26 protein-coding genes, 1 tRNA gene and 2 pseudogenes are annotated in these 26,593 nt (G+C 42.7%); 17 read left to right on the top strand and 12 right to left on the bottom strand.

Features of this window, described 5'->3' with window-relative positions:
• The 3 genes from IM475_RS16785 to IM475_RS16775 form a co-directional block, all read right to left on the bottom strand.
• Positions 1-1,785, bottom strand: a 1,785-nt coding sequence (locus tag IM475_RS16785) for an NACHT and WD repeat domain-containing protein (protein WP_287728359.1), incomplete at its 3' end; no start/stop codon positions are given.
• 23 nt (positions 1,786-1,808) lie between these two features.
• Positions 1,809-2,222: a Het-E N-terminal domain-containing protein gene (locus IM475_RS16780; RefSeq protein WP_287728356.1), complete on the bottom strand. Its 414-nt coding sequence runs from the start codon at positions 2,220-2,222 to the stop codon at positions 1,809-1,811.
• Positions 2,223-2,259: 37 nt separating this feature from the next.
• Positions 2,260-2,430: a hypothetical protein gene (locus IM475_RS16775; protein ID WP_287728354.1), complete on the bottom strand. Its 171-nt coding sequence runs from the start codon at positions 2,428-2,430 to the stop codon at positions 2,260-2,262.
• Between the two features lie 277 nt (positions 2,431-2,707).
• Here IM475_RS16775 and rplS point away from each other — a divergent pair, with 277 nt between their 5' ends.
• The 7 genes from rplS (at position 2,708) to IM475_RS16740 (ending at position 6,482) form a co-directional block, all read left to right on the top strand.
• Positions 2,708-3,070 carry a 50S ribosomal protein L19 gene (gene rplS / locus IM475_RS16770; protein WP_002738040.1) on the top strand — a complete coding sequence of 121 codons (363 nt, stop codon included), beginning with the start codon at positions 2,708-2,710 and terminating at the stop codon, positions 3,068-3,070.
• A gap of 101 nt (positions 3,071-3,171) precedes the next feature.
• A tRNA-Trp gene (locus IM475_RS16765) sits at positions 3,172-3,244 on the top strand.
• A gap of 124 nt (positions 3,245-3,368) precedes the next feature.
• Entirely contained in the window at positions 3,369-3,605 is a 237-nt protein-coding gene (gene secE, locus IM475_RS16760) for a preprotein translocase subunit SecE (protein ID WP_002737505.1), read from the top strand.
• Positions 3,602-4,219, top strand: a complete 618-nt coding sequence (gene nusG, locus IM475_RS16755; RefSeq protein ID WP_002735925.1) for a transcription termination/antitermination protein NusG — start codon at positions 3,602-3,604, stop codon at positions 4,217-4,219. The genes secE and nusG overlap by 4 nt, the downstream gene beginning before the upstream one ends.
• A 3-nt stretch (positions 4,220-4,222) precedes the next feature.
• Complete coding sequence (gene rplK / locus IM475_RS16750) at positions 4,223-4,648, top strand: 50S ribosomal protein L11 (protein ID WP_002735897.1); 426 nt, start codon at positions 4,223-4,225, stop codon at positions 4,646-4,648.
• A gap of 55 nt (positions 4,649-4,703) precedes the next feature.
• Positions 4,704-5,417: a 50S ribosomal protein L1 gene (gene rplA, locus IM475_RS16745; protein WP_287728352.1), complete on the top strand. Its 714-nt coding sequence runs from the start codon at positions 4,704-4,706 to the stop codon at positions 5,415-5,417.
• A 141-nt stretch (positions 5,418-5,558) separates the two neighbouring features.
• Entirely contained in the window at positions 5,559-6,482 is a 924-nt protein-coding gene (locus IM475_RS16740) for a bifunctional riboflavin kinase/FAD synthetase (RefSeq protein WP_287728351.1), read from the top strand.
• On the opposite strand, the gene IM475_RS16735 is transcribed toward IM475_RS16740, so the two are convergent.
• Together IM475_RS16735 and IM475_RS16730 are read right to left on the bottom strand one after the other, a co-directional pair.
• Positions 6,479-6,751, bottom strand: coding sequence for a hypothetical protein (locus IM475_RS16735; RefSeq protein ID WP_287728348.1), 273 nt, complete (start codon positions 6,749-6,751; stop codon positions 6,479-6,481). The genes IM475_RS16740 and IM475_RS16735 overlap by 4 nt on opposite strands.
• Positions 6,752-6,757: 6 nt before the next feature.
• Positions 6,758-7,276 carry a hypothetical protein gene (locus IM475_RS16730; protein WP_104395601.1) on the bottom strand — a complete coding sequence of 173 codons (519 nt, stop codon included), beginning with the start codon at positions 7,274-7,276 and terminating at the stop codon, positions 6,758-6,760.
• A 253-nt stretch (positions 7,277-7,529) separates the two neighbouring features.
• On the opposite strand from IM475_RS16730, the gene IM475_RS16725 reads away from it, so the two are divergent.
• The gene (locus IM475_RS16725) at positions 7,530-8,453 is read left to right on the top strand and encodes an AAA family ATPase (RefSeq protein ID WP_287728347.1); all 924 of its coding nucleotides are present in this window, start codon (positions 7,530-7,532) and stop codon (positions 8,451-8,453) included.
• A gap of 393 nt (positions 8,454-8,846) precedes the next feature.
• Here IM475_RS16725 and IM475_RS16720 read toward each other — a convergent pair whose 3' ends face one another.
• From IM475_RS16720 to IM475_RS16705, 4 genes are all read right to left on the bottom strand, one after another.
• Positions 8,847-9,761, bottom strand: coding sequence for a glycoside hydrolase family 75 protein (locus tag IM475_RS16720; RefSeq protein WP_287728346.1), 915 nt, complete (start codon positions 9,759-9,761; stop codon positions 8,847-8,849).
• Between the two features lie 237 nt (positions 9,762-9,998).
• Positions 9,999-10,445, bottom strand: coding sequence for a protease inhibitor I42 family protein (locus IM475_RS16715; protein WP_287658533.1), 447 nt, complete (start codon positions 10,443-10,445; stop codon positions 9,999-10,001).
• Positions 10,446-10,709: 264 nt separating this feature from the next.
• The gene (locus tag IM475_RS16710) at positions 10,710-12,101 is read right to left on the bottom strand and encodes an IctB family putative bicarbonate transporter (RefSeq protein WP_287658535.1); all 1,392 of its coding nucleotides are present in this window, start codon (positions 12,099-12,101) and stop codon (positions 10,710-10,712) included.
• Between the two features lie 144 nt (positions 12,102-12,245).
• On the bottom strand, positions 12,246-13,889 hold the full coding sequence (locus IM475_RS16705; protein ID WP_287728345.1) for an alpha-keto acid decarboxylase family protein: 1,644 nt from the start codon (positions 13,887-13,889) through the stop codon (positions 12,246-12,248).
• 254 nt (positions 13,890-14,143) lie between these two features.
• Here IM475_RS16705 and dndD point away from each other — a divergent pair, with 254 nt between their 5' ends.
• The 5 genes from dndD (at position 14,144) to IM475_RS16680 (ending at position 20,039) form a co-directional block, all read left to right on the top strand.
• Positions 14,144-16,129: a DNA sulfur modification protein DndD gene (dndD, locus tag IM475_RS16700; protein WP_287658538.1), complete on the top strand. Its 1,986-nt coding sequence runs from the start codon at positions 14,144-14,146 to the stop codon at positions 16,127-16,129.
• Between the two features lie 191 nt (positions 16,130-16,320).
• Complete coding sequence (gene dndE, locus IM475_RS16695; protein ID WP_002735106.1) at positions 16,321-16,719, top strand: DNA sulfur modification protein DndE; 399 nt, start codon at positions 16,321-16,323, stop codon at positions 16,717-16,719.
• A 106-nt stretch (positions 16,720-16,825) separates the two neighbouring features.
• A complete protein-coding gene (locus IM475_RS16690) occupies positions 16,826-18,337 on the top strand; it encodes a cupin domain-containing protein (RefSeq protein ID WP_287658540.1) in 1,512 nt (503 codons plus the stop codon).
• 26 nt (positions 18,338-18,363) lie between these two features.
• Positions 18,364-19,125: a class I SAM-dependent methyltransferase gene (locus tag IM475_RS16685; RefSeq protein WP_287728344.1), complete on the top strand. Its 762-nt coding sequence runs from the start codon at positions 18,364-18,366 to the stop codon at positions 19,123-19,125.
• The gene (locus IM475_RS16680) at positions 19,122-20,039 is read left to right on the top strand and encodes a TauD/TfdA family dioxygenase (protein ID WP_287728342.1); all 918 of its coding nucleotides are present in this window, start codon (positions 19,122-19,124) and stop codon (positions 20,037-20,039) included. Before IM475_RS16685 ends, IM475_RS16680 begins: the two co-directional genes overlap by 4 nt.
• A 94-nt stretch (positions 20,040-20,133) precedes the next feature.
• Here IM475_RS16680 and IM475_RS16675 read toward each other — a convergent pair whose 3' ends face one another.
• Positions 20,134-21,648 carry a SagB/ThcOx family dehydrogenase gene (locus IM475_RS16675; RefSeq protein ID WP_287728340.1) on the bottom strand — a complete coding sequence of 505 codons (1,515 nt, stop codon included), beginning with the start codon at positions 21,646-21,648 and terminating at the stop codon, positions 20,134-20,136.
• 247 nt (positions 21,649-21,895) lie between these two features.
• Between IM475_RS16675 and IM475_RS23020 the strand changes: the two are divergent.
• Positions 21,896-22,241, top strand: a pseudogene (locus IM475_RS23020) (type II toxin-antitoxin system RelE/ParE family toxin).
• Complete coding sequence (locus tag IM475_RS16665; protein WP_287728339.1) at positions 22,228-22,590, top strand: helix-turn-helix domain-containing transcriptional regulator; 363 nt, start codon at positions 22,228-22,230, stop codon at positions 22,588-22,590. The pseudogene IM475_RS23020 and the gene IM475_RS16665 overlap by 14 nt, the downstream one beginning before the upstream one ends.
• Before the next feature lie 208 nt (positions 22,591-22,798).
• Here the strand turns inward: IM475_RS16665 and IM475_RS16660 are convergent, their stop codons facing one another.
• A complete protein-coding gene (locus tag IM475_RS16660) occupies positions 22,799-23,530 on the bottom strand; it encodes a PEP-CTERM sorting domain-containing protein (protein WP_287728338.1) in 732 nt (243 codons plus the stop codon).
• Between the two features lie 260 nt (positions 23,531-23,790).
• Between IM475_RS16660 and IM475_RS16655 the strand changes: the two genes are divergently transcribed.
• Positions 23,791-24,732 carry a Uma2 family endonuclease gene (locus IM475_RS16655; RefSeq protein ID WP_287728336.1) on the top strand — a complete coding sequence of 314 codons (942 nt, stop codon included), beginning with the start codon at positions 23,791-23,793 and terminating at the stop codon, positions 24,730-24,732.
• Between the two features lie 59 nt (positions 24,733-24,791).
• Here the strand turns inward: IM475_RS16655 and IM475_RS16650 are convergent.
• Positions 24,792-24,881: pseudogene (locus tag IM475_RS16650) on the bottom strand (PEP-CTERM sorting domain-containing protein); the annotation flags it as partial.
• A 265-nt stretch (positions 24,882-25,146) separates the two neighbouring features.
• On the opposite strand from IM475_RS16650, the gene IM475_RS16645 reads away from it, so the two are divergent.
• Complete coding sequence (locus IM475_RS16645; protein WP_149975649.1) at positions 25,147-26,430, top strand: flotillin family protein; 1,284 nt, start codon at positions 25,147-25,149, stop codon at positions 26,428-26,430.
• Positions 26,431-26,593: the final 163 nt, after the last annotated feature.

Genomic DNA, 26,593 nt, shown 5'->3' with positions numbered 1-26,593 from the left:
GCCTGTTTCTACATTCCAGAGTTTGATAGTCTTGTCCCAACTACCGCTCACCAAAGTCTTGCCGTCGGAGCTAAAACTCACACTATTGACACTGCCATTATGCCCTACTAAGCGATTAGATTCCCTTCCTTCAACCAGAATCTTCTGCAAAGCATCAATTACCTTCGTGTTGCTTGCGTTGTGTTTCTGCAAAATTTTTCCTGCCTTAATCGCTTCAACAATAGCATCTAATTCTTTTCCCTCTTCATTAAAGAGATGCAAAGAATAACCACTGAGAGAATTTGCTAAACTAAGTTCTGTATCAACTTCGCGCCGTTTTCTTTCTGCTTCGATTTTTTCTCGTTGCTTTTGATAGTGATAACTAGCTTTAATAAATTTTACGGCTACATCATCTAAATTAGAAAGTGATTTTTCTTTGATAAGATTGACAATCCTTGTCAGTTTAGAACCTCCCCAAAGCTCACTACTCGCTTTTACTGCATCTTGCTTCTGTAAATCATCCCACTGTTTAGCATCAGCATATAAACGACTTCTCAGAACAATTATCTCCTCTTTTTCTCGAATTAAATCCTGTAACACTTTCCAAGAACGAATTAACTCCTCATGTGCCACCTCAACCGTTGCTTTCCCGTCTTCTCCCTTACTCACCAAAAGACGATTATCTATCAATTGATAGAGAACCTCCCCTTGCATTTCCTCCTGTTCAAAACTCGATTTATCCGCCCTTATGCTAACCGCTTCTTTCCCTTCTAAACTAATTAACTCTAGAAAAATTTCCTCTGCTGCTTTCCTTTGCTGTTCATTAAATTGACTATAAATTTTATCCGCTTGTTTTTCTAGCGCACCCGTTACCCCACCAATCTCTTGATAAATCTTATTATTTAAAACCCGCTCTTGAATATGATTTTTTTGCCACAATAAATCTAACGTATATTGTAACAGAGGTAAAGAGCCAGCCTGTTCATAAAAATCCGCAACAATTTGATTAATTAATCCCTTTTCAAATATTACCCCATTTCTCGCCGCCGGTTCAGCAATAGCTAATCTTAACTCACTTTCATCCATATCTGTTAACATCTTGCTATACTGATCATGGATTTTTCCTAAACTGGGATAAGGACTTAATTTATCTAAAAAATCCGCCCTCATCGTCATCACAATTTTAACTAAACTATTATTATTTTCAATTAATTTAATCAAACTTTTAATGAAAATATCTCTTTCAGTTTTCGGTGTACGAGTAAATAACTCCTCAAATTGGTCAATAAAAATAAACCATAAATCAGAATTATTTTTTAATCCTTCAACCACATTAATTAAAGTCTCTTCTTTAACAGCTTGTGCTAATTTCGCTTGGGATTGTTTATATCTATTTGCCAAAAGACAACCATAAAAAGACTCAAAGGGATTAACATCAGGAACAAAAGTTAAATTAACCAATTTATTTGCGCCCAAATTATCCTTTAACTTAGGAATTAAACCCGCTTGCACGAGAGAAGACTTACCGCTTCCCGACGCACCTAAAAGCAATAAAACATTCTTTTGCTTTAAATAATCAGTTAACTCAACAATCCAATTATCTCGCCCAAAAAACCTATCCTTATCATCTACTTCAAACTTCCTTAAACCCAAATAAGGTGAACCCGTAATTAAGGGTTGATTGGTAATTTCAATCTCAGATTTCTGGATGCTAATATACTGATTGACTGTCCCTAGATTTTCACCAGCGACAGCTTGAACCCCACCTTCAATATTAAGATTTTTACCGGCTTGATTCTCATTCATCAGGTTTGGGTGCTAAAGCGCAACTACGAGCTTTTAGGATTGTAAGTAACTGTTTGGCTTGCAGTCCCTCGATTTGAACCAACAACATTTTGAACCCCACCAGAAATATTTATATTATATTTACCTTCTTTTGCCCCTTCTGGATCTTCTTTTTTCATTACTTCTTGGGCTGCTTTAATAATTTCGTCATCCTCCTTCAGTTCTTTAAGTCCCGCTTCTTCTAACTCATCTTCCAAAAGAGCTTTCGTTTTTTCAGGTTTCTGTTCGTATTTATCTAAAATTGTTGATGAATCTGTTTTCCCTTTTTCTGCAAATTTCTTCTTAATCAACGCTTTTAAACTCTCATAAGCATCCTTAACGGCTGTTCCTGCCGTATCCTTAGCAGCAGCCGCCGCACCAGCAGCCAACGCAGTGATAATTAGAGAAATTGGTTCCATTGCCTGAGACTCCAAATTAGATATTGCTGACTCAATCTTAGATCAAAGCAAAGTATCTGACGCGATTATGGCGCAGGTATTGGGCGCAAATGGCTTGCTCGTCGGGGTTGTTGGCTACTACTATAAGCTGGACGTGGGGGACTTGCTTGGGAATAATATCCCAGCCAGAAAATCGCTCTGTAGAAGAATCAGACCAGCTAGATAGCATATTATCAAAGCGTAAGTCCCTTAGCTGCGGGGACTCTCGAAGGACTTCCCCCTACTTAGGGTGATCAGCACACTTGAGCGATCGGAGGGCGCAGGTTCTTGGCACTTCTACAGTAACGGATTTTGTCCACAATGTAGGGGCGAACTGCGTTCGCCCAAAAGATACATTATCAAAGCGCAAGTCCCTAATCCCGTTTAGAGCATATTTCATTTAGACGAGAAAGGCTGTACTTAAAAAAATATGGTATGATAGTAAATTGTCAGTTTTACGAAAGCCGATGAAAACGGAAGAGATTATCAAATCAATCGAAGCCGAGTATCTCAAGAGCGATCTGCCCATTATCCATGTCGGTGACACGATCCGGGTAGGGGTGCGAATCGTTGAAGGAGATAAAGAGCGGATTCAGCCCTACGAGGGTATTGTCATCGCCAAACGCCATGGCGGTATCAACGAAACGATTACAGTACGCAAAGTCTTCCAGGGTGTGGGAGTAGAAAGAGTTTTCCTACTCCACTCGCCCCGGGTTGCCAGTATCAAGATCATCCGTCGTGGTAAAGTACGCCGGGCGAAACTCTACTATCTGCGCGATCGGGTTGGCAAAGCCACCAGGGTCCAAGAACGTTTCGATCGCCCCCTCTAAAAAATTTCCGGCGACAGCCTAACCAAGAAAGTTGCTTAATCGCCAACAACTACGCTATAATAAATAAAGGCCTTAAAAAAGCCAAATAGTTTAGCGAATGGGCGCTCTTAGTTCAGTTGGTAGAACGCAGGTCTCCAAAACCTGATGTCGGGGGTTCAAGTCCTCCAGGGCGCGTTTGGTAATCACCAAGCCGATAATTGCAAAGGACATGATCTAAATGTCTGGGGGTTAGTGTGGGTTGTCCGGTGAAAATGATAAGTTAAGGATAGCTTGAGTATCATTTTAAGGAGTAGCGATCGTGGCCAAAAAAGAAACCCTAGAAAAAGACGCGAGCGACAAGAAAGAGGGAAGCTCCTTTCAGGTCAAGGAATTCGTCAATGAAACCAAAGAAGAACTCGCCAAAGTCGTCTGGCCTTCCCGTCAGCAACTTTTGAGTGAATCGGCGGCGGTGATGTTAATGGTGACTTTAGTAGCCACTCTCATCTATCTGATCGATAAATTCTTTGCCTGGGGTGCGGGGAAGGTGTTCCCATGAATCTAGAAGAAGAGCAGTTTCCCGAAGAACTCAATCTTAGCGGCCTACCGAAAAAACCCCGTTGGTATGCCGTGCAGGTGGCTTCCGGTTGTGAGAAACGGGTCAAAGCCAATTTGGAGCAGCGCATCCACACCCTCGATGTGGCAGATCGCATTCTGCAAGTTCAGATTCCCCAAGCGGCCACCGTCAAAGTCCGCAAGGATGGTTCACGGCAACACGGTGAGGAAAAAGTCTTCCCGGGTTATGTCCTGATCAGAATGATCATGGATGATGACGCTTGGCAGGTGGTGAAAAACACCCCCCATGTGATCAACTTTGTCGGGGCCGAACAAAAACGGCACTACGGACGCGGCCGCGGTCACGTCACCCCGCTACCCTTGAGTATGTCAGAAGTCGATCGCATCTTCAAACAAGCTCAGATTCAAGAACCCGTCGTCAAAATCAATATGGAAGTTGGCGATCAAATCTTAGTCCTATCCGGTCCATTTAAGGACTTTGAAGGGGAAGTGATCGAAGTTAGTCCCGAGCGCGGCAAACTCAAGGCCCTGCTCTCCATTTTTGGTCGGGATACCCCGGTCGAATTGGAATTTAATCAAGTCGAAAAACAAAACTAAATCATGGCTAAAAAAGTCGTCGCAATTATTAAACTAGCTTTACCTGCTGGTAAGGCTAACCCTGCTCCTCCGGTCGGTCCTGCTTTGGGTCAACACGGGGTGAATATTATGGCGTTTTGTAAAGATTACAACGCTAAAACCGCCGATCAGGCCGGGATGATCATCCCTGTGGAAATCTCCGTTTTTGAGGATCGGAGTTTTACCTTTGTTCTCAAAACTCCCCCCGCTTCCGTTCTCATCCGCAAAGCAGCCGGCGTGGAAAGAGGTTCCAACGAACCTAACAAGAAATTTGTCGCCACCATTACCCGCGACCAATTACGCGAAATCGCCCAAACTAAAATGCCCGATCTTAACGCTAACGACATCGAAGCGGCCATGAATATTGTGGCGGGAACGGCCAGAAATATGGGTGTCAAGATCTCAGACTAAATCTTATTTCGGGGAGAAGTTAAGCTTCGTTATTACCCAAGGAGCAACAAATCAGATGGTAAAAAAAGTTTCACGACGTTTGCGAGATGCCCAGGCTAAGGTAGAAAATAAAGCCTACGAGCCATTAGAGGCACTGACATTATTAAAGGAATTAGCGACGGCGAAATTCGACGAAACCGCCGAAGCTCATATTCGTTTAGGTATCGATCCTAAATATACCGACCAACAACTGCGGACAACGGTAAGTTTACCCAAAGGAACCGGACGCACGGTGCGAGTAGCGGTCATTACTCGCGGGGAAAAGGTACAGGAAGCGAACAACGCCGGGGCCGATATCGTTGGTTCGGAAGAATTAATCGAAGAAATCGCCAAGGGGATGATGGATTTCGAGGTGTTAATCGCCACCCCCGATATGATGCCGAAAGTGGCTAAATTAGGTCGTCAACTCGGTCCACGGGGTTTAATGCCCTCACCGAAAGGGGGAACCGTAACCACGGATTTAACGGGGGCAATCGCTGAGTTTAAAGCGGGTAAATTGGAATTCCGGGCTGATCGCACCGGGATCGTTCACGTTCAATTTGGTAAAGCTTCTTTTAGTGCCGAGGATTTGTTGATTAATTTGAAAGCTTTACAGGAAACGGTGGACAGAAACCGGCCTTCCGGGGCCAAGGGGCGTTACTGGCGCACAGTTTACGTTTCTTCCTCCATGGGGCCATCGATTCAAGTGGATATTAGCGCGCTGCGGGATCTGAAATTAGCAGAAGGTTAATGACAGTTATTTTTTCTGAAAAAGCCTCCAAGTAATTGGGGGCGTTTTTTTGGCTTGATCGCCCGATTGATATAGAATCAAAAGGCTACACTCAAGATTAATCGCTTGAACTATTCTCTTGTATCTGTTCTTAGAGCCAGCGTGTGGATTGTAGATTCCCCTAATACCCGTATTTTAGCCCCTTGTGCGATCGCTCTTGGTAACTTTGATGGTTTGCACCTAGGTCATCAAACCGTCCTACAGCCAATTTTTCAGGATGGCCCCGCTTATCCCACCGTTGTTAGTTTTACTCCCCACCCGCGGGAATTTTTTACGCGAGAAAAATGGCAATTATTAACTCCTCTAGGGGAAAAGGTGGAGGTTTTAGAGAATTTAGGCGTTAAACAATTAGTTTTACTGCCTTTTTCGGCTGAATTAGCTTCCCTGACTCCCTTGGCTTTTGTCGAACAGATTTTAGTAGAAAAATTACAGGCTAAATCGATCAGTGTTGGTCAAGATTTTCACTTCGGTTATCGTCGTCAAGGTACAGCCGAAGATTTATTACAGATCGCCTCTCAATTTAATATTAAAGTCGAGATTGTTGGTTTAAAAAACTGTGGGGCGGGTCGGATTAGTAGTTCCCTAATTCGTCAAGCTTTGGCAGCAGGAAACGTTGAGCAAGCTGGGCAAATGTTAGGTCGTCCCTACAGTTTAACCGGTCGCGTGGTCGTCGGGCAACAGCTGGGCAGAACATTAGGTTTTCATACCGCTAATCTACAGGTTCCCCCCGATAAATTATTGCCGCAATTCGGGGTTTATTGCGGTTGGGTGCCTCTTGATGGTTCTCGCTTACCGGCAGTTATGAATATCGGTTATCGTCCCACGATTGAGGGAAAAACTATCAGTGTGGAAATCCATTTATTGGATTGGTCAGGCAATGTATATGATCGCATTTTAACGATGGATTTAGTGCAATTCCTGCGACCAGAACAGAAATTTAATTCTCTCGATCGATTAAAAAATCAGATCGAGATAGACTGCGATCGCTCTCGGTTAATTCTAAGTTCTGTAACCGACAACTCCTAATATTTTTGGTATTCTCTTTCCACTTTACCCACCGCTTTCAATAAAGGAGAATCGAGGGAATCGATCCAATCAGCTACTTCTCGCGCTAATCCTAGGGTAACAATACCTTGAGACGATGGTAATTGACCGGCTAACGCCTGACTTTTGATGGTTTTCAGGACAGAAATTAAACCCTCAATCCGAGTTGATATTTCTGTTTTCCGCATCTGTTCGGCCACGGTAATAGCTTGGTCAATTGATTGAACTAATTCCCTCATGTTCGTTTCCATAATATTCTAGCGACAGGAAAAAGATGTAACCGTTATTGCTCGCCCCTCTCCCCATTGTATATTGGCATCTCGCGAGTCTTTAATAAAAGTTTGCTGACCACCACCGGGATAACAATCAGCCGGATTCTGGGGGGCGACAATTCCTTGATAAACCGTTGTTCCCGCAGGTAAAGTCACCGATACTACTTTGGTCGCTTGATTGGGAGGATTCCACTTTTGATCGAGGGCTAAATTTCTGATCACCTCCACATTGGTGGTATATTGATCCGTAGTTAGAAAACGACCTTTTTTGTAATTTTCGTCACTATAATAACGGAAGAAAGTCTGGGGTTTTTCTAGGGTAATTGCCTGACATTCACTATTGCGAAAAGTGATGGCAAGATCTGGAGGAAGGGGACAGGAAGGCGCCTGATCTTGAGCCAATATTTTCCGAGAATTGAAAGTCAAATTTTCGGGTAAACTATTGGTTAATGTACTGGCAGCGATTCCTAAAACAAGACTAAAAACGAGCGAACTAGCTTTCATCTTCACTGATTAAGAGAAATTCTTCTCGATTTTACCGTACTGAACCGACTGAAAATCTTGATTTCGCCCACTGGCAACAATTCTTAACTAATTTTCTCTATGCTCGCCACCCTAACCCCGATTAGCTCCCTAGCAGAAAAATTACCGCCATTGTCTGTCAACTTTCCTCGCTAGTGTGGGCAAATTGGGAAAAGAATCGTTAAGATCAAAAAAATTAACATTAATCTTCTTGACAAAATACCCCATTTGTACTATGAGAGACGCTATTGATATTTTGATGGAAAATTTGAGCCAGAGCATCGTCGGCCAAACCGAATCGATTCGCATTGTGCTGGTGGCTTTGCTCAGTGGTGGTCACGCTCTCCTCGAAGATGTCCCCGGAGTCGGCAAAACCCTGTTAGCTAAATCCTTAGCGCGTTCAATTAACGGTCGTTTCCAACGGGTACAATGCACCCCTGACCTCCTCCCTAGTGATATCACGGGAACCACGATTTGGAACCCCAACAGTCGCGAATTTGAATTTATCCCCGGCCCCGCTTTTGCTAACGTCCTGTTGGCCGATGAAATCAACCGGGCCACCCCGCGCACCCAATCGGCACTTCTAGAAGTCATGGAAGAAAAACAAGTTACCGTCGATGGAGAAGCGCGGCCGGTCCCCCAACCCTTCTTTGTTATCGCCACCCAAAACCCAATCGAATATCAAGGCACTTTTCCGCTTCCAGAAGCACAAATGGACCGTTTTGCCGTTTGCCTGAGTTTGGGTTATCCCAGTGCAGCAGAAGAATTAAAAATGTTACAAAGACAGCATTCTCAAGAGACGGTTAAATCCCTAGAAGCTTGTATTTCCTTAGAACAGGTGGGAGAATTGCAAAGATTAGTCAGTCTGGTCAAGGTAGCTCCTGCTTTACAGCAATATATTGTCGATTTAGTCCGCGCTACCCGTGACCACGAAGATATTAGTTTAGGAGTCAGTCCCCGGGGTTGTGTGGTTTTGCAAAAAGCAGTTCAAGCTTACGCTTTCCTCGAAGGTCGCGATTATGCTATCCCCGATGATGTTAAGTTTATCACTCCCTACGTCTTCTGCCATCGTCTGATTCCTAGTCACGGTCGTCAAGCTAAAGCTATCGTGGAAAGACTTCTGCAATCGGTGGCGATCGAGGATCGCATCTATGCTTAAATTTCAGTTATCGATGAACGGTAAGTGACAGGGTATTTCTAAATTCTGCCAAATTGGTAGAGCCGATCTATTAATTGCTAGTATTACCTTAGCTCACTCAAAGCTGGAGTAAAAAAATTTAGTGAGTCCACGGAAAATCTGCTCTCAGGAGAAAACAATGTTTTGTTCACAGTGTGGAATCAAAAGTGGACATCTCTAAAAATTATCACCCGATCACAGCTTGCTTTTATGCCCTGTACTAATCAAACAGTTCGATAACGGAAATGTATGTCTATCGTTGCTAATTCAATTTCAATGATCGTTCCTTTCCTCCTTGCCAGAAAAGCGATCGCCCGCTCTTGTATAGGCTAGATTAAGTTTCTGTAAAATTACCTCTCTGAATTCGATCATCAATCAATTTTGATACCACGGAAGTATGTAATTTTTAGAAGCTCTAACAAACCCTTTTTGGTTGTTATATTCAACCATCAGCCATAAACCACTATTGCCAAAACCAACATGGAAAACTTTCGGTCTTTGAGAACTAGAGTCAACCAGACTTTTGATCACTGTATCTATAGGGATAGTGGTGATAGGCGGTGAGCCTGTACCAACTGAAGGACGTAAATTCAAATCAGTCAAGGTTTTAAAGTTTGGCGCATTGATAATCTCCCAAACCTCAACATCATTTTCACCGGCCTTTTCTTGCATTTCTTCCTGCGTCATGGAGTAGGTTACGTCACCAAAGTATTCTCGAAAGACTTCTAGACCCACAGATTGAATTTCATCAAAAGAGGATGGGATAGGTCGTGTAGCAGTTGATTTTGGAAAAACCAGGTACTCAACTCCAAATTCGATTCCACTAATAATCTCAGTTTTACCAGCATTCCAAGGGTTTTCTCCCAATGCTTCAACCAGTTTGATCGAGCCTTCGCCAATTTTATCGGTAGGTCCTTGATCAGCATAAATTGCCAAGATTTCATGTCCTTGCCAACGAACAAGAGCTAAGTCTCCTAGTTTACAAGTTACACCGGAGACTGAAGCAAAATTTCCGGGTAAAACATAATAGGGAATGGTTTCTGCATTGACATACTCAGCATCTCCTCGCCAACCATTGCTCTTGCGGAGAGATGTGGGAAGTTGACCATATTTGGGATCAATCTGGTTTGCGCGAGGTGAACCATCAGCATCCGTATCCATATCAGCTTTGATGTAAACAGCACCGTTACTGAGTATCTTGATGCGTGATTGAGTTGGTTTATAGGAATGGGAAATGCTCCTTCCTGCTTGTATAGCAGAAACAATTTTATCTGACCATAACTGAGACATATTGACTTTCTCCAAAGGATAAAAGATAATTTTAGTTTGACATTAAAAACCGACTGGATTTACTCGCATTTAAAATATCTACCTTCTTTATCTTCAGACTTTTGTTTACACCAATCGTTCAATCTCTCGTAAAAGTTTTTGTGCTTCTGGATAGCATCGATTTATTACGAATGTTTCACTCATTTTTCTTTCCCTCCTAAGTCGTTACTCACTAGCCCCTGGCTGTCCGAGAAGCCTTTACTCTCGGACTTGGAGCGTGACAGTAAATCGTTCGACAACTGACGATTCTCCTTGCCACTCTCGCCAGAGCTTAAGCCTTAGTTGGTCTATCCCAGCCCGTTGCGCTTTAAAGGTCAGGATTCTCCGACCGCCCCCGCCGACTTTCGACTCCCCGGCAGGTACATACTCAGAGGACTGCAGCTCCACTAAATCGCCCCCGCCGCCATCAAGCGCCCACTGAAAGCCGGTAGTGGGATTCTCGTCGAGGGACAGTAGCAGCAGGTCGTTGACCTGCATGATGATGGATTTGCCGTTGTCAGTGCGAGTAAGGGTTAGCATTGTATCTTGACCGTTCCCTCCTTTCGGGTTCCACTCTGTCGCCCCAAATCCCTGGGAAAAGACCGGGGAAAGCACGAGGATTAGAGTTATGACAATCGCAACGGCCCACTTAAGAGAACGATCCATTATTTTCCTCCCTCGTCTCTATAACGGCCACAGGGATTTACTCTCGTTATTGCAGTTAGGAAATCGCGCCAAGCGCAGAACAAACTGGGAAACGATCCAATTTAATTGTCTCTTGCTTTGCCCACCGAGAAATGGTAGGATGGAAGATTTGTGATTTTTCTTAATAATCCCCCTCGCCTACGCCTACACGAGCTTCAAATACCCTTCAGAGCAGTCCTATCCGTAATTTGAAATAACTCCTCAATGCTCCCCCATTTCGCCCCCCTAGAGGAGAGAATTGCCAGGATCAAAACCTCTAGCGGGGGAATAACAACGACTAGCAATTAAACCCAAAACTAACCACCAGAGGGTACTAACCTGGGGACGATACCAAACCGTATCAAAAAAACCGTGGGCAAGAATTCCAGCCATAGCGGCAATTGCCCCGATTAACCAAAAGCCTTGACTATCCATTTTATCGCGTAAAAGTTTAATTTGATGGATGCCTTGGCCGATAGTTGTGACTAATAACCAGAGGAAACAGGTAAAACCAATAATTCCCGTTTCTACCATGATTTCTAATAGCACAGAATAGGCACTTAAAGCCGTGTATTTTGGCTTCATGAATAGGGGGTAAATTTTCTTAAAAGCATCATTACCCGGTCCGATGCCCAAAAGTGGATAGGTTTGAATCATGCGAATAACTGCATCCCAAACATTAATCCGAAAGTTATTACTACTATCTTCCCGTCCGGCGAAAATACTCATCACCCGAATTCGCAGGGGATCGACCAATAAAATCGCCCCTAAAATCACCACCGCTAAACCACCTAAAATTAATGGTAAAAGCCATGTTTGCCAAAATAACGGTAGATAATTTTTGAACCAATAAAATAATAGCAATAAGAAGACGATTCCTAAGACCATCAAACCAATCCAACCGCCACGACTCTCGGTAAAAAATAAACAAGCGGCATTGGCTAAAGTTAATAAAGCCGCTAAAATTTTCGGTAGCCATCCCTGCCACACAAATAATGCCGCACCGCTAAAGGCAATACCAGGGAATAAATAACTAGCTAATAAATTAGGATTACCGAGATAACTATAAACCCTAGTATCCCCCGCTAATTCTGAAGTGGGATCGTTCCAAGTTGCTAACTGTTCCGCACCAAAAATTTGCTGACGAATGCCGTAAACGCTGACTGCTAAAGCGGTTAAAACTAAAGTAGTCAGAATCCAATTTGTTAGGCGTGGTGATCGCATGATTCGGGCGGTAAAGGCAAAAAAGATGAGATTGAGAGTTAATTTAATTAATCCTTCCAAGGCTGCGGTTTTAACGGGAGAAAAAGCAGTAGAAACCGTGGCAATTCCCCAATATAAAAGTACTAAAATGTGAATCGGTGTCACCCCGATTTTGCCTTCATCCACAAGGGTTAAGAGTAGCCAATAACCCGCTATTGCTAACAATAAAAAACCGATTTGACTGGTGGAGAAAAACGGCGCAGTGGCGATAAGGAGAGAGATTAACAGCGCACCCATCAGTTCTGTCCACTGCACAAACCAGCTACCCTGTCGCCATTGACTAAAAAGGCCGACTAAACGATGCAGATAGCTATATTTTGACCAAGAAGCAGGCGAAAAGTTCAATAGGGTGATTTGTTTCCATAAAGCATTCATAGGGTTTTTAGTTGTGGTTGTCACCATCACACTTTGATTAAGATACCGATTGTATCTTAATTGTTGACTCTTGGGAGCCAAAAGAGTTTCAGTCTGGTGTCTTAGGACAGCTTCACACAGTCAAAACCTAATAGCATAACCAGTCTAAGCGTGGGGTGAACGTAAAGCTTGACCTAAACGAGTTAAGCCTTGGGAACAGTCAAAACGATCGAGATGTACTTCAATAAATGATAGGCGATCGATGTTACCCTGGGCAATCGATAAAGCCTTTTCTAATTCCCCTTCTGTCCTGACTTGACAACTCCAACTTTCCCCGTTAAATACTGCTGGTAATTGGTGATATTTCCACGGTTGTAGATCATTATAAATATTATCCTGAATTACCCGCTCGATCGTGTAACCGTCGTTATTAATTAAAAAGATAATTGGATTGAGATGGTGACGGATAATTGTCGAAAGTTCTTGGGCGGTCATTTGAAAAGCACCATCACCCACAAAGACGATAGGACGAGTATTGGGTGCGGCAAAAGCTACTCCCAAACAGGCGGGAATTGAATAACCAATGGATAGATAAAATGCTTGACCGATAAAGTCGGTTTTTTGGGGCATTAATAAATCAATTGTGGCAATAATTGAGTCCCCTGTATCGGAAATAACAAAAGATTCTTGAGCGATAAAATGATTTATTCGCTCATAAAAACGAGCATTAGTTAATTTTTGCTCTGGCACGGGGATGAATTCTAAATTCTTCAATTCGGCCGCGGGTTTAATCTCTAGTGTAGCCGCTTCTTTGTGACTTAGCTTATCAATTAAACCATCGATAAAATCCCCTAGGAATACCGGTTGATAGAAGTGATGTTTAATTTTTACTTTCTCGGAATTGGCATTAATCAAATTATTGGGATTTAAATTAGCCGTAAATCCGCCTAAATTCATGTCGGACATTATTGCCCCTAAACAGAGGACACAATCGGCATTTTCCACCCGTTGATTAACGTATTCGCGACTTAATGCCCCCACATAAGTGCCGATAAATTGCGGCTGCATTTCCGAAATTGACGACTTACCTAAAATAGTGGTGGCTAAGGGATAACCCGTTACCTCTAAAAGTTTCAGCAACTTATCCTGGAGTTTAAACCGATGGAATTCTACCCCTGCTAAAATAATTGGTTTTTCCGCTTTTTCTAATAAAAAAACCGCTTCTTCAATGGCTTCTTGTAAAGCGGCGGCATCCGTGAGATTATCGGTTAAATAAATTGGCTTTTCTGAGGGGATACAGGGACGATAGACCAGATCCCGGGGAATTTCGATATACACGGGACGTTTGTGATGCAAACAAGCGGCTAAAGTTTGATCGATTTGACTGGCTGCTTGGGCAGAATTAGTGAGAATAACCGAGGCAACCGTGACTTTTTCCATGATGGACAATTGCAGATTATAATCGCCCGTGGTGTGGTGTAATAATAAATTATCCCGGCGAATCGAGCGATCGGAAGCTCCACTAATTACCACCAGGGGAACTCTTTCAGCGTAAGCACCGACCACAGCATTAACCAGGCTAAATCCCCCAACACCGTAGGTGACACAGACAGCACCCATCCCTTTGACTCGCGCGTAGGCATCGGCGGCATAACCCGCGTTAAGCTCATTACAGGTACAAACTAATTCGATCGGACTTTCCACCAAAACATCCATCAAATCGAGGACATAATCCCCCGGCACCCCGAAAACATGATTAATCCCTAAATTATGGAGACGCTGGCATAAATATTCGCCGATCGTGATCATAGCAATTTTCTCCCCTGTGTTGGCACTTTCACGCCGATCATAACGATTTTTTCAAAAAATAGGCTAATGCCCAGTAATAAACTGGAAAGTAAAGATCAGGAAACCTTGATTATATCTAGGCGATGGTGATCAATGCTATAGTATAAAATCTGGGGTTTTTTCTTGGGTGTAAAAAAATATCTGCGGCACTTTTTCAGGTATAATTTTTACAGGAGATTCCCTAAAACTTTCGACTTAACTAAGGCTGACTGTTAATGATTTTTACTGAATTAGTTTTGCAAAATTTCGGTCCCTACGCCGGTCGTCAAGTGATTAATTTACGTCCCGAAAAAGATAACAATCCCTGTCCGATTATCCTTTTAGGAGGCATGAATGGCGGCGGCAAAACTACTTTAATGGATGCGATTCGTTTGGCTTTGTACGGTGCGCGGGCGAAGTGTTCTACTCGCAATAATTTAAGTTATGCCGAGTTTCTCAGTCAAGCAGTTAATAATCAAGCTTCCCTCATCGATCAAGCTAGAATAGAACTGGCTTTTGAACATCTAGTTAATGAACAATGGCGACAATATCGTATCGTTAGATACTGGACAAAACAGCCCAAAGATGGTAGGGATACCCTCGGTATTTTAGATGAAGATTGGCCCGATCCCGCCTTAGCTAATACTTGGGATGAATATATTGAAACTTTATTACCTTTGGGTATTTCTAACCTGTTTTTATTTGATGGGGAACAGGTAAAAGAATTGGCAGAACAGGATGTACCTCCTGACAGCGTTAAGGATTCGATGCAGACTTTATTAGGGTTAGAATTAGCGGAAAGATTAGCAGTTGATCTTGATATTTTAGCTGGTCGCAAGCGCCGGTTATTAGCAGCAGAAAATGAACTGGCAACTATTGAAGCTATTGAGAAAAAATTAGCTCAGTACCAAGAAGATTTAGAATTGGCTAGACAAGAGATGGAAACTCAACAAAAAAATTTAGATTTGGTTAGAAATGATTTTGATGCAGTCTCGGATAAATTTCGCATTGATGGCGGAAAAATTGCCGCCGAAAGAAGTCAATTAGAGAGCAGAAAAAAGGATTTAGATAAAAAGTTAGATAAACAGAGAGAATATTTAGGTCAATTGGCGGGGGAATTTTTACCATTAAAGTTAATTTTTCCTCTCCTAGAAGCGGCTAAAATTCAGGGAGAAAAAGAGCTAAAATTTCAATCGTCTCAAGTCGCTCAATCGGTTTTAGAATCCAGAGATAAAAAGTTACTTGCTTATTTAAAACAACTGAATTTAACTTTAGAACAATTAGATAATATTAGAGAATTTTTACAGCAAGAAAATCAGTTTTTAGCTGAGGATTGCGATTCTTTGATTACTCCTTACTTAGATTTAGACGAGGAGGCGATCGAATTATTAAATCGAGTCTTAACCCATCAACTACCGGCACAAATTAACCTCGCTCATCAAGCGATGGAACAATTAAGAAATCTGGAAGTTGACTTAGATAATTTAGAGCGAGAATTAGCAGTAGCAGCCTCTCCCGAAGAATACGAAACCCTGAGTAATAACTTAAAAACCGCTCAGAAAAAGTATCTAAATGCTCAAGCGGAATACGAGCAAAGCCACAAAAATTATGAGGAAATCAAAAAGAAAATTGAGAAAACTAAAAAAGAATTATTTGCCTATAGTGAGAAAGCTTTAGAATCGCAAAGTAACGAACATATCGTCAATGCAATTGTCAAAGCACAGCAAACTTTAAAAGTGTTTAAAGAGCGCTTAACTTTAAAAAAGTTAAATAGATTAGAGGGAGAAGTGGCGGAATGTTTTCGTTATTTATTGCATAAGTCCGATCTGGTGCAGAAAATAGCGATCGATGCTGATACTTTTGGTCTATCTCTCTTTGGTCCCGATGGACAAAATGTGCCTAAACACCGTCTTTCTGCTGGAGAAAAACAACTATTAGCGATCGCTTTTTTGTGGGGATTAGCGCGAGTCTCCGGGCGAGATTTACCCATCGCTATCGATACACCCCTCGGACGTTTAGATTCTTCCCATCGCCATAATTTAGTTGAACGTTATTTTCCCGCCGCTTCCTCTCAAGTCATCCTCCTTTCTACCGATACAGAAATTGGACAAAATGAGCTACTCTTATTAGAAGAACAGGAAGTAATCGCCCGAAAATACCTGCTAGAATACAATTCCCAACAACGTCAAACCACTATTCACCCTGACCGCTACTTTTGGTAAGATTATGACTGAGATAAATTCCCACGAAATCCTCCCCCAATTAACTTGAGACATTGAATCAGTTATCAGTTATCAGTTCACTGTTTATCGATCACTGAAAAAAAGCTCTCCACTTCCCACTCTCCTATTAAACAGTATTGAGTATGACTAACTATTTTATCATCGGTAAGATCGAGGGAAAATTATAGATTATGGAATCACCGATCGAACGTTTTCGACTATCTCAAACCGCCAAAGATAGCCTAATAAAATTAAAACGCTACACCAAAATTGACCAATGGAATATCCTCTGTCGTTGGGCTTTTTGTCGTTCCCTTGCTGAACCGAGTCTCCCCTCTCCCGTTCCCATTCCTGCCGATAGCAATGTAGAATTATCCTGGAAAGTATTCGGTGGAGAAATGGCCGATATTTTCTTAATTGCCCTCAAACAACGTTGTCATCAAGACGGATTAGGAACCGATAAAGAAACTCTAACTCAACAATTTCGCTTACATTTACATCGCGGGATCGGTTATCTTGCCGGGGATGCCAAGCTAAAAAAAATCGATAATTTAATCGAATTAGAGAGAGAAAATCTCAGAGAATCTTAATCAAGAATGATCTGTTTTCAGGGGGAGCGCATCTCAAACGCTATTGACAATTGGCCAATTTTGTGATGGTATTTAAAAGAGGGCGGCTATCGGGGGATGAGAAAAAATGGAAAATTTAATCGAGGAAGCACTAAGCCATCGAGCGATTAATCATCCGTATTTACTGGCTTTAGAAAAAGGAGAATTTCAACATATTGATGAAGTTCTGACAGACTTTGCCAGTCAATACGGAGCTTATAGTGACTGGTTTTCCCGTTATTTAACAGCAGTAATATCAAAGCTAGAAAATCCCACTCATCGAAATCACCTGCTGAAGAACTTAGCTGAAGAAAACGGACATCTACACCATGAAGATCTCGAAGCAATCCGTAAATTAGGTATTAAGGACGAGTGGGTACAGGAAATTCCGCACCCACAGTTATTCAAGCGTTTTCAAGAAGCGATGGGAGTAGATAGCACGCAAACGCCTTGTGTTGAAGTGGAAATCTGGCGTGAATCATTCTTATCGCTGCTCCAGAATGGAAGTTCACTCCAAGCTATTGGAGCGATAGGTTTAGGGACTGAATCTGTTGTTAAATTTATCTACAAACACATTATTGAAGCGATCAAAAAACATACATCATTATCCTTGCAGCAATATGTATTTTTTCCTTTACATACAGAAGTGGAGGATGAACACAGCTTAACTTTAGTTGAGATTGCTAAAGAATTAGCCAGTGAAAGCGAACAGGCTGTTCTGGAATTACGGAAAGGAATGTTAAAAGCCTTGAATCTACGTGCTGCTTACTGGGACAATATGTATGAACGTGCGTTGGCGCTAGATAAATCTTTGACATCATCAGACCAACTCAAGATTGTTACGCTTTTCACTAAAATGATTAAAGGCAAAAAGCTGTCTAATCAGGAACAGGAACTTTTATTGCATCAAATCAATGACGTGCGTATTGGATTGACGGAAGACTTATCTACTGTTCCAGTGGAAAAACTACTACCCGGATTGAGTTCACTTTTGCTATACGGGATGCAAACGGAAAAGCACAAAGAAGAAGTTCTGAACCTGTTAAATTGGCTTGCAGATCCATCTAATGAATGCCAATGCTCTCAAACAATATTAAGGCTTGCATCACAACTTTACCATGATTTTCAAACAGTGCGACTGGGAGCATTGACCGAAAAAATCAATGAACAAAAAAGCTTGACTCATGTGCAAGAAGGTAAAGAGCTTATTTCAACAATCAGCGCCAGCAACTTAGAAGCCTTATACAACAATAAGGTTGATAAACTCAATATTGATTTTAACGTATTTCGCCTACCATTTGATCTAGAAGTTTTAGATCCACGCCTAGTTATAGTCAAGCCAGGAAAGGCGAATGAAATGCACAGACACGCACATGAAACCGTATTTGTATTTCTTCAGGGTCAAGGAAAAGTTATTGTTGATCAATACGAAAACGAAGTCGAACCGGGTACTTTTGCTGTTATTCCCCGTTGGTGTGTTCATCAATCTGTGAACTTAGGAGAAGAAGATCTGGTTTTTCTGGCGATAGCTGATTTTGGATTAACTGGTAAAAGTTTTATGGGTAATTACTTACACAGTGCTAGACTAAAACAAAATTAGTGCAAATTTTATCACGTTAGATAGGTATGAAAGCAACACAAGAAACCAAAAAACTTTACGACGAAAGCGCAGCAGACTGGAAACGAGTAGAACCGATTTTGCTTTCTGATTACTCCGCGCGTCCGTTTGTCATTGATTTATGTGAACCGATTGTCAACAAGAATATATTAGATCTAGGCTGTGGGGAAGGTTATGTAGGAAGAGAGTTAATTAACCGAGGCGCTCAATCTGTTCATGGGATTGATATTTCATCGCAAATGATCGAGCAGGCCTTGATTCAAAAAAACGAGCATCAGATTACTAATGCTTCCTATGAAGCTGGTGATATTCGTGATTTTGCGGTCACTGAGTCCGAACAATACGATTTAGTTCTGGCTATGTTTCTGTTCAACTACTTAAATGTTTCAGAAACTATTAGCACGATGCAGAAAGCCTACCAACTTTTGAAATTCGGTGGCTATTTCCTGTTCGCCGTCCCCCATCCCTCTTTACCTTTTCTGAAAAAAGATAAGTTTCCCTTTTATTTTAAACCGAAAGCTGGCTATTTTTCCGGACGCAATCAATTATTCCCCGGTGAGATTTGGCGCAGAGATAGAAAAGCCGTCGCCGTGCAATGTGTTCATAAAACTATGGAAGATTACTTCACATCTCTTCGTTTAGCAGCCTTCACAAAAATGCCAGAAGTTTATGAACTAAAAATTAATCAGGAACATTTAGAACTAGACCCAGAATTTTTTACTCCGCTCATTGACCTTCCCCTTCACGTTGCTTTCAAAATTCAAAAATGATTATACCGATTTCTGAGCTTAATATTTCATTACTGACTTGGAAAAAATTGCCTGATCCTTCTCAACTATTTTTTCATGTACCAGAATCATTAGTCTCAGATTTACTAAAAAGAAGCAATCACAAATGGCTTGAAAAACCCAACGAAATAGGACAGGAAACAGTCAATAAAAATCTTGATTTTTTCCTACCATTTCGTGAGAAATTGCTCCAGAAACCAGGCATAATTATTTTCCGATTAGAACCGGAATTAACAGAAATAGAAATGCGGTTAATTTATGCTTTTATTTCTCGCATTTTTGGACTGCTAAACCACCGCTATGGCTATTTTTTTGATGTAATCGATCGAGGAATGGATTACACTAAAGAAGCTATACCCGTTTCGATGACGAATGCAGAAACTGGCTATCATACCGATAGTACAGCCAAAAACTACTTCCCTGATATTGTTGGCTTACTGTGTCTTGCTGCCGCAGATGAGGGAGGAGATTCCCTGGTAGTAAACGCCGCCAATTTGTATCAATATTTCTGGCAAAACCATACAGACCTAGTTCCCTATCTTTACAAACCTTTGGCGCGGGATGTGATTACACCTGGAGAGATTAATTCTCAAGAAGCTATTCAAAAGAATAATTTCCCCTTATTCTCAGCCGATTCTCAGGGTCTGGTTTTTCGTTATATGCGGTACTGGATTGAAGTCGCTTACTCCAAACTGGAAATAGCGCAACCGGAAGCTATCACAAAAACACTCGACATCATCGACGACTTTTTTTCGGAACTGGAAAATACAGTCCGCTTCAAAATGAAAAAAGGTGATATATTTTACATTAATAATCGCTTTTTATGCCACAATAGAACCGCTTTTAAAAATTCAGGAAAACCCCGACAGATGGTCCGTAGTTGGATTAACCTTTAAACAAAATACGTACAAGGGAGAAAGTGAACCGGTCAAAGTACAGAGTACAATGACCTCAACTTCCTTGTCACCCCTTCAGTGGTTCAAACTCACCTTAAAAAACTTTCGGTCGGCCTAAAGTAGTGATATAGATAACTGCTTCATCGGAGGGAATTCCTAACACTTCATTCACTTGATCATCAAAAAAACCACCGATACCACTAACCCCTAACCCCAGATGAATAGCCGCTAAATTTAATCTCTGTCCCAAATGGCCCGCATCTGCATGAAGATAACGATAAACTCGATCGCCATATTTAGCCACTGCTTTTGACAGATCCGCCGTATGAAAAACCACAGCAGCCGCATCCCGTCCCAAATCCTGACCTAAACAGAGATAATGTAACTCTTGCTGGAAATTTTTAAAGCGAATTTGCCGCAATTCTTGGGCTTTAGGAGCATAATAATAACAGCCTTCCTCTAATCCAGTTACTGCCGAAACAGCGATAAAAGTTTCCAATAAATCCAGAGCAAAATAATCGGGATTGGGATCGAGATTTTGACTGGCATAATCTTGGGGTTGATAGGTAAAATGCAGCAGCGCTCGCAATTCGTCTAAACTGAGACTAGCACCACTATAAGCGCGGGTAGATCTGCGTTTAAGCATCGTACTTTCCAGATCGATTAAATCTTCCCCCCAATTGACGGGACGGGATGTCACGGAAACTTTTAGACAAAAAGGAAAATTATATTTATCTTCCCAATTAGAGGGGGTAACAGTTGCTTCTATCTTCTCATCTGTAGCTATGATAGTGGCTCGGTGTAGGGAGTTTAATAATTCTCCCTCGGGAATTTTGGGATAAAGAGTCGTGGTTGCCGAAGGGAGTGCCGTGGTACTATGGGGGAGATTTTGCCGGATATTGAGCAGATCTGCCAAAGGAATCACCGTCATGACACTTTCTTTCTCGGAATCAAGATAAAGTAATTCATTCATCTGACTATCGTTAAAACCACCGATTAAATGAGCGCGATAGTCATTAATCGAGGCTGATAGCTCAATATTGCCCAATAAATGCCCTGTATCGAGGAAAATACGCCGATAAGCTCGATCCTCGTAGCGCCAAGCAGACCGATAAAAAATGGCACTGGTAACTAAAGCGATATCGGTACTTTCTAAAACAGGATTCCAGAAACAAGCAGATTGTAGGTTGGTCCAGACATCACTTTCCCAGAATAAAAGCAGCGAGTGACTTTGACCTTGATAACTGTAGAGACCGGCGGGTAAAAATTCCGTGCCACGGGAGATCAGATAGACCTCGGCGGGGTATAATCCACCAGCAGAGGGTGCGGAACGTAGGTACAAGGGACTCCCCATAGTGGCGATTTTGGCAGTTAACCCATAGCTACAGCCCAAAATTCGCGATATACGTCGCCAAAAGTCTCCTTTTTGGGGAACCGTTTGACGGGAGAGGTAGGGTTTGAGATCGAAAGTCTGACCGATTTTGTATTCTTTGAAGGGATGGGGTTGTTGACTCCAATCAAGACCTTTACTTTTTGAGGCGATCGTCTGGGGGTCGTATTTGGTCCGCTCGTGGTAGTATTGGGCGATCGAGATTGGCTGATCTGGCATGATAAAGATAGGCTGTCTAAGCTTTACTTTTTAGTTTGACATACTCCCACCCCTAGAAAACGGGTTTCTGAAAGAAACCCGTTTTCTAAATACTCCCCTCTCCCACCCCCCTGCTCTACGATGTCGGGTAGGGTTGATTCATGAATCAACCCTACCCTTGATAAAGGGGGTGGGGGGTTGGGGGTGGGGGTAATTAACCATATCTGCCATTACTTTAGAAAAATAGTATAACTGCTATAATTATCCCATAGCGGCTCAACCCAGAGAAATTCGACGTTATGTTACCAGTGACGGCAAAGTTCCCTTTGCCCAATGGCTCGATTCTTTGCGGGATATTAAGGCTAAAACTAAAATCGCTCAACGCCTAAACCGGGTTAATTTAGGTAACTTAGGGGATTATAAATCAGCTTTGAGCAGGAGTTTATGAACTACGAATAGACTATGGTTCTGGTTATCGCGTTTACTTTGGACAAATCGGAACAACAATTATCTTACTCCTGTGTGGAGGAGATAAAAAAACGCAAGCTAAAGAAATTGAAATAGCCCAAAAATATTGGCAAGACTATAGGAGCCGAGAAAATGCCAGTCAGTGATAGTTATCATGATTCCCTGATCGAATCCCTTAAAGATCCCCATTATGCAGCAGTTTATCTGGAAACTCATCTCGAGGGAGATGAATATGAATTTGAATCAGAATTACTCAGACTCGCGTTCAATCACGTCCTAGAAGCCCTTGGCCCTCAAAATCTAACACCAGAACAAATCAAAATTCAGGCGAAGCAATTGGAAGAACTAATGCAAAAACCTGCACCTGAAGCCATGAATCAACTAACCTCTTGGCTTCAAGCTTTAGGATTGAAATTAACGATAATGATCGCTCCAAAAATGCCAGAAATAAATCATGAAAATGACGCTGTTAGTTCAATCAAGATTACAGGGTAGTTTGTAGGTTAGATTGAGCAATTTAATACTTAACCCAAGTTGCTAGGGCGTAGGGTGCGTGTTTGCGGCTATCAATTTGGTCAAAAAAACAAAATTAAAATTCGCCGTAACGCACCACCTCTGTAATCAGGGACGACTACTTCGTGCCAGGTATCAAAAACCCCTAAAAAAGAGAGAGGAAACCCGCGTCTCCTCTCCCTTGTAGGCATTATTTCCTCGCTTTGCGGACAGCACCTCCTAGCATTAAACCGCCCAGTGTGATATAACCAAGAAGGCTAGAGGGTTCGGGGACCGAAACGGGCGCGGGCGGGGTCGGTACAGTCAAGATGCTGGAGAGACCATAGAGCCTAAGCGAGCTGCTAGCCTGCTGATCTGAACTGAACACCCAGCCAAAAGTCTGATCAGTCTGGCCCACGAGCGCCAATCCTGAACCCAAGAAGTATGCGCCCCCCAAACCACCAGTCCCGTCGGACGACGTCCCAGTCCATACAAAGTTGAACCCAAGATATGTGTTAGAAGGTGTTAAGTTAAGTTTAGAAGACACTTGACCATCCCACAGATCTGCATTATCGTTCGCGACCAGGTTGCCATCAATGAGGTAGATGGGAACACCCGTACTCGATGGATTAGTACCCGTATTATCACGGGCAGCGACCGAAGCGGTAGAACCGATCGCCTTCCAAGTGGTCGTCAGTCCAGCAGCATTCAGAGCAATTGCGAGAGCTGATGTTGGTGTTACATCATTAGTGACAAAGGTATTGTAGTCGTTGATGTTGGTGCTTGTTGCATCCCGTGTGCCGTCAGTAACAAACACCAAACGATACTGATCGCCTGGATTCAAGCCAGGTGGGACGACAACAATAGCAGCTTGTGCTGCACCAGCCGTTCCTAGAGTGGCTGCTAGGGCAACCCCGGATAGAATGCCGAGTTGTAATTTCATCAAAAAAAAAGGGTTAATGGTAGATAATTTGAGTGCTTACGACATTTCGATTCGGGTTAAGCGATAGCGCAACCCAAAACAATGACAAGCGAACCTAACAGTCAAGAGGATACACACTCCCCCCCCCGCATTGTATCAAAAGCTACAATTTAATAAATCTTTATATTCTTTTCCCCCAGGGCTGACGCCGCTACAGTAATCACAGTTACAATGTTTGAGAGGTCTGAGTGGTAACTGATAACTGATAACTGATAACTGAAATGACTACACCTACCTTCACCATTCCCCAATCTGACCCTCCCCTTTCCCCTCGGCAATCCTTGCCGACGATGTACGATTTACCTAGTGATAATCCACTGGAACCCGGTTTGCCTGACGAATTTCACCTATTACAACCTCAGTTATTACTGCTGACTTTCCAGCCTCCCAACTGGGAACCAGAGCTAGTTTTTAGCGCCGCTGACCTTAACCTTTACTACGATGTCAGACACCCTCAATGGTACAAGCGTCCTGATTGGTTTGGGGTGGTCGGTGTTCCTCGTCTCTACGATGGCCATGACCTGCGCTTAAGTTATGTGATTTGGCAGGAAGGGGTTTCCCCTGCGATTGTGGTGGAATTATTGTCTCCAGGTACGGAAAATCAAGATTTAGGCGAAGAACTACGCCAACCAGAAGAACCGCCAACTAAGTGGACAGTTTATGAACAGATTTTGCAGGTTCCCTACTATGTAGTTTTTAGCCGCTATACTAACCAACTTCAAGCGTTTGAACTGGTAGGCGGTCATTACCAACCCGTGACTTTAGTGGAGGGACGCTTACCGATTCCTCAACTGGAATTGAGCTTGGGTTTGTGGCAAGGTTCCTATCGGGGAATTGAGCGGCTATGGTTACGCTGGTTGACGCTGGAGGGAGAGTTGATTCCCCTGGCCGATGAGGAGTTAATTGTGGCCAGACAAGAGGTTTCTGCGGCTAAACAAGAAGCTTCTGTGGCTAAACAAGAGGTTTCTGCGGCTAAACAAGAAGCTTCTGCGGCTAAACAAGAGGCTTCTGTGGCTAAACAAGAGGTTTCTGCGGCTAAACAAGAGGTTTCTGCGGCTAAACAAGAGGCTTCTGTGGCTAAACAAGAGGCTTCTGTGGCGAAACAACGAGCAGAACAACTAGCGGCACGATTGCGGCAATTAGGGATAGATACTGAAACCTGAAGGCTCAAAAACCACCCAAAAAAAGAGAGAGGAAACCCGCGCCTCCTCTCTCTGGGACATTATTTTCTCATTTTGCGGACAGCACCCCCTAGCATTAAACCGCCCAGTGTGATACAACCAAGAACACTCGTAGGTTCGGGGACACCCACAGCAGCAGAAGCGACGGTCAACAAATGCCGAGAGATTTTTTGAGATTATTTATACATTGAATAATTGGCTCTACGAATAAAGTTATGTGTAGATTTTAGAAGCAATTTGATTGAAGTCAACATAAAACTAGAGGATTTTACTCTATCATTACTTATTTTAATTTTGGATGTAGCCCACCCTACTGGACTTCAACGTCTGTCAAAGTTGGAAATTGATGGATACAATTTAGTTAATTTGATCCGAGCATCGACCGTAATAAAATCTATGGAAATTATCGCTGTTTTACTGGGAGTTTTCGGTTTAGGCACAGGTGCGGGTTTATTAGTCATCCGTAACTATTACCATATCTGTCAACCGAGCGAAGTTTTAATTTTTGCTGGTAGTCGTCGTCCCACGGCCACGGGCAAAACCATCGGTTATCGTTTGGTAAAAGGGGGCAGCAGTATTCGTTTACCTATGCTAGAACAAGTGTATCGAATGGATCTGACCAACATGATCATCGATCTCAGGGTGGTTAATGCCTATTCTAAGGGCGGTGTGCCTTTGATCGTCACCGGGGTGGCGAATATTAAAATTGCCGGGGAGGAACCGATTATTCATAATGCGATCGAGCGTTTATTGGGCAAGAAACGCAAGGAAATTGAACAATTGGCTAAAGAAACCCTAGAGGGGAATTTGCGCGGTGTCTTGGCGAATTTAACCCCAGAACAAGCGAACTCCGATCAGATCGCTTTCGCTAAAAGTCTCTTGGAAGAAGCGGAACAGGATCTGGAAAAATTGGGTTTAGTTTTGGATAGTTTGCAGATCCAGAATATCTCCGATGAGGTGCGTTATCTCGATTCGATCGGACGGAAGCAAAAAGCCGAATTACAGAGAGATGCCCGGATAGCAGAAGCAAAAGCCCGAAAAACATCGATTATCAAGGCTTCCGAAAACCAACGCCTAACCGCTTTGCGTCGTATCCAAAAAGATTTAGAAATAGCCAAAGCTGACGCAGAAAAACGGGTGCGCGACACTCAAACTAAGCGCGGCGCCATGATTGCTGAGGTAGAATCGGTGGTTATGTCCGATTTAGCTAAAGTACAGGCCGAAGTGGCGGTACAAACTGCCCGAATTAAGCAGGTGAAACAGCAATTACAAGCAGATGTGATCGCCCCGGCGGCAGCGGAATGTCAACAAGCGATCGCCAAAGCCCGGGGGGAAGCGGCCAAAATTATCGAACAGGGGAAAGCGCAAGCGGAAGGAACCAAAAAATTAGCGGCCTCTTGGCAAGGAGCGGGAAATAACGCTAAAAACATCTTTTTATACCAAAAACTGGAGTTATTACTTAAATTAATGGTCGCTAGTGTGCCAGAAGTGCAGGTGCAAACGGTGACGGTAGTGGACGGAGGTGATGGTAATCTTGTCCCGAAAATGACTGCTTTTGCCGAACAATTGCGTCAAGCTACCGGAGTGGATCTGGTACAAATGGCTAATCGCCTAGCACAAACCGAGCCATCTGTCAAGGGCAAAGACACAAATTTTGATTTTAAACAATTGCCCTCCTGAATCAGTTATCAGTTATCAGTTATCAGTTTTGAGTTTTAAGTTTTGAGTTTTAAGTGAGCAGTGTGTATTAAGTGATCATCATCAAATGGCAGTTTACTGCTGTCTTTTCACTGTTCACTGATAACTGATTATTGTCCACTAGAATGTTGATCAAGTTTGGAGA

The organism is Microcystis sp. M061S2 (genome assembly GCF_020245605.1).
Lineage (GTDB): Bacteria > Cyanobacteriota > Cyanobacteriia > Cyanobacteriales > Microcystaceae > Microcystis.
The sequence above is the reverse complement of the archived record's forward strand: the minus strand, read 5'-3'. Positions and strand labels throughout refer to the sequence as shown.

Coding starts and splice junctions, on each gene's coding strand:
- IM475_RS16780 (WP_287728356.1), bottom strand. CDS start 2,222: ATGGAACCAATTTCTCTAATTATCACTGCGTTGGCTGCTGGTGCGGCG.
- IM475_RS16775 (WP_287728354.1), bottom strand. CDS start 2,430: ATGCTATCTAGCTGGTCTGATTCTTCTACAGAGCGATTTTCTGGCTGG.
- rplS (WP_002738040.1), top strand. CDS start 2,708: ATGAAAACGGAAGAGATTATCAAATCAATCGAAGCCGAGTATCTCAAG.
- nusG (WP_002735925.1), top strand. CDS start 3,602: ATGAATCTAGAAGAAGAGCAGTTTCCCGAAGAACTCAATCTTAGCGGC.
- rplK (WP_002735897.1), top strand. CDS start 4,223: ATGGCTAAAAAAGTCGTCGCAATTATTAAACTAGCTTTACCTGCTGGT.
- rplA (WP_287728352.1), top strand. CDS start 4,704: ATGGTAAAAAAAGTTTCACGACGTTTGCGAGATGCCCAGGCTAAGGTA.
- IM475_RS16735 (WP_287728348.1), bottom strand. CDS start 6,751: ATGGAAACGAACATGAGGGAATTAGTTCAATCAATTGACCAAGCTATT.
- IM475_RS16730 (WP_104395601.1), bottom strand. CDS start 7,276: ATGAAAGCTAGTTCGCTCGTTTTTAGTCTTGTTTTAGGAATCGCTGCC.
- IM475_RS16725 (WP_287728347.1), top strand. CDS start 7,530: ATGAGAGACGCTATTGATATTTTGATGGAAAATTTGAGCCAGAGCATC.
- IM475_RS16720 (WP_287728346.1), bottom strand. CDS start 9,761: ATGTCTCAGTTATGGTCAGATAAAATTGTTTCTGCTATACAAGCAGGA.
- IM475_RS16715 (WP_287658533.1), bottom strand. CDS start 10,445: ATGGATCGTTCTCTTAAGTGGGCCGTTGCGATTGTCATAACTCTAATC.
- IM475_RS16710 (WP_287658535.1), bottom strand. CDS start 12,101: ATGAATGCTTTATGGAAACAAATCACCCTATTGAACTTTTCGCCTGCT.
- IM475_RS16705 (WP_287728345.1), bottom strand. CDS start 13,889: ATGATCACGATCGGCGAATATTTATGCCAGCGTCTCCATAATTTAGGG.
- dndD (WP_287658538.1), top strand. CDS start 14,144: ATGATTTTTACTGAATTAGTTTTGCAAAATTTCGGTCCCTACGCCGGT.
- dndE (WP_002735106.1), top strand. CDS start 16,321: ATGGAATCACCGATCGAACGTTTTCGACTATCTCAAACCGCCAAAGAT.
- IM475_RS16690 (WP_287658540.1), top strand. CDS start 16,826: ATGGAAAATTTAATCGAGGAAGCACTAAGCCATCGAGCGATTAATCAT.
- IM475_RS16685 (WP_287728344.1), top strand. CDS start 18,364: ATGAAAGCAACACAAGAAACCAAAAAACTTTACGACGAAAGCGCAGCA.
- IM475_RS16680 (WP_287728342.1), top strand. CDS start 19,122: ATGATTATACCGATTTCTGAGCTTAATATTTCATTACTGACTTGGAAA.
- IM475_RS16675 (WP_287728340.1), bottom strand. CDS start 21,648: ATGCCAGATCAGCCAATCTCGATCGCCCAATACTACCACGAGCGGACC.
- IM475_RS16665 (WP_287728339.1), top strand. CDS start 22,228: ATGCCAGTCAGTGATAGTTATCATGATTCCCTGATCGAATCCCTTAAA.
- IM475_RS16660 (WP_287728338.1), bottom strand. CDS start 23,530: ATGAAATTACAACTCGGCATTCTATCCGGGGTTGCCCTAGCAGCCACT.
- IM475_RS16655 (WP_287728336.1), top strand. CDS start 23,791: ATGACTACACCTACCTTCACCATTCCCCAATCTGACCCTCCCCTTTCC.
- IM475_RS16645 (WP_149975649.1), top strand. CDS start 25,147: ATGGAAATTATCGCTGTTTTACTGGGAGTTTTCGGTTTAGGCACAGGT.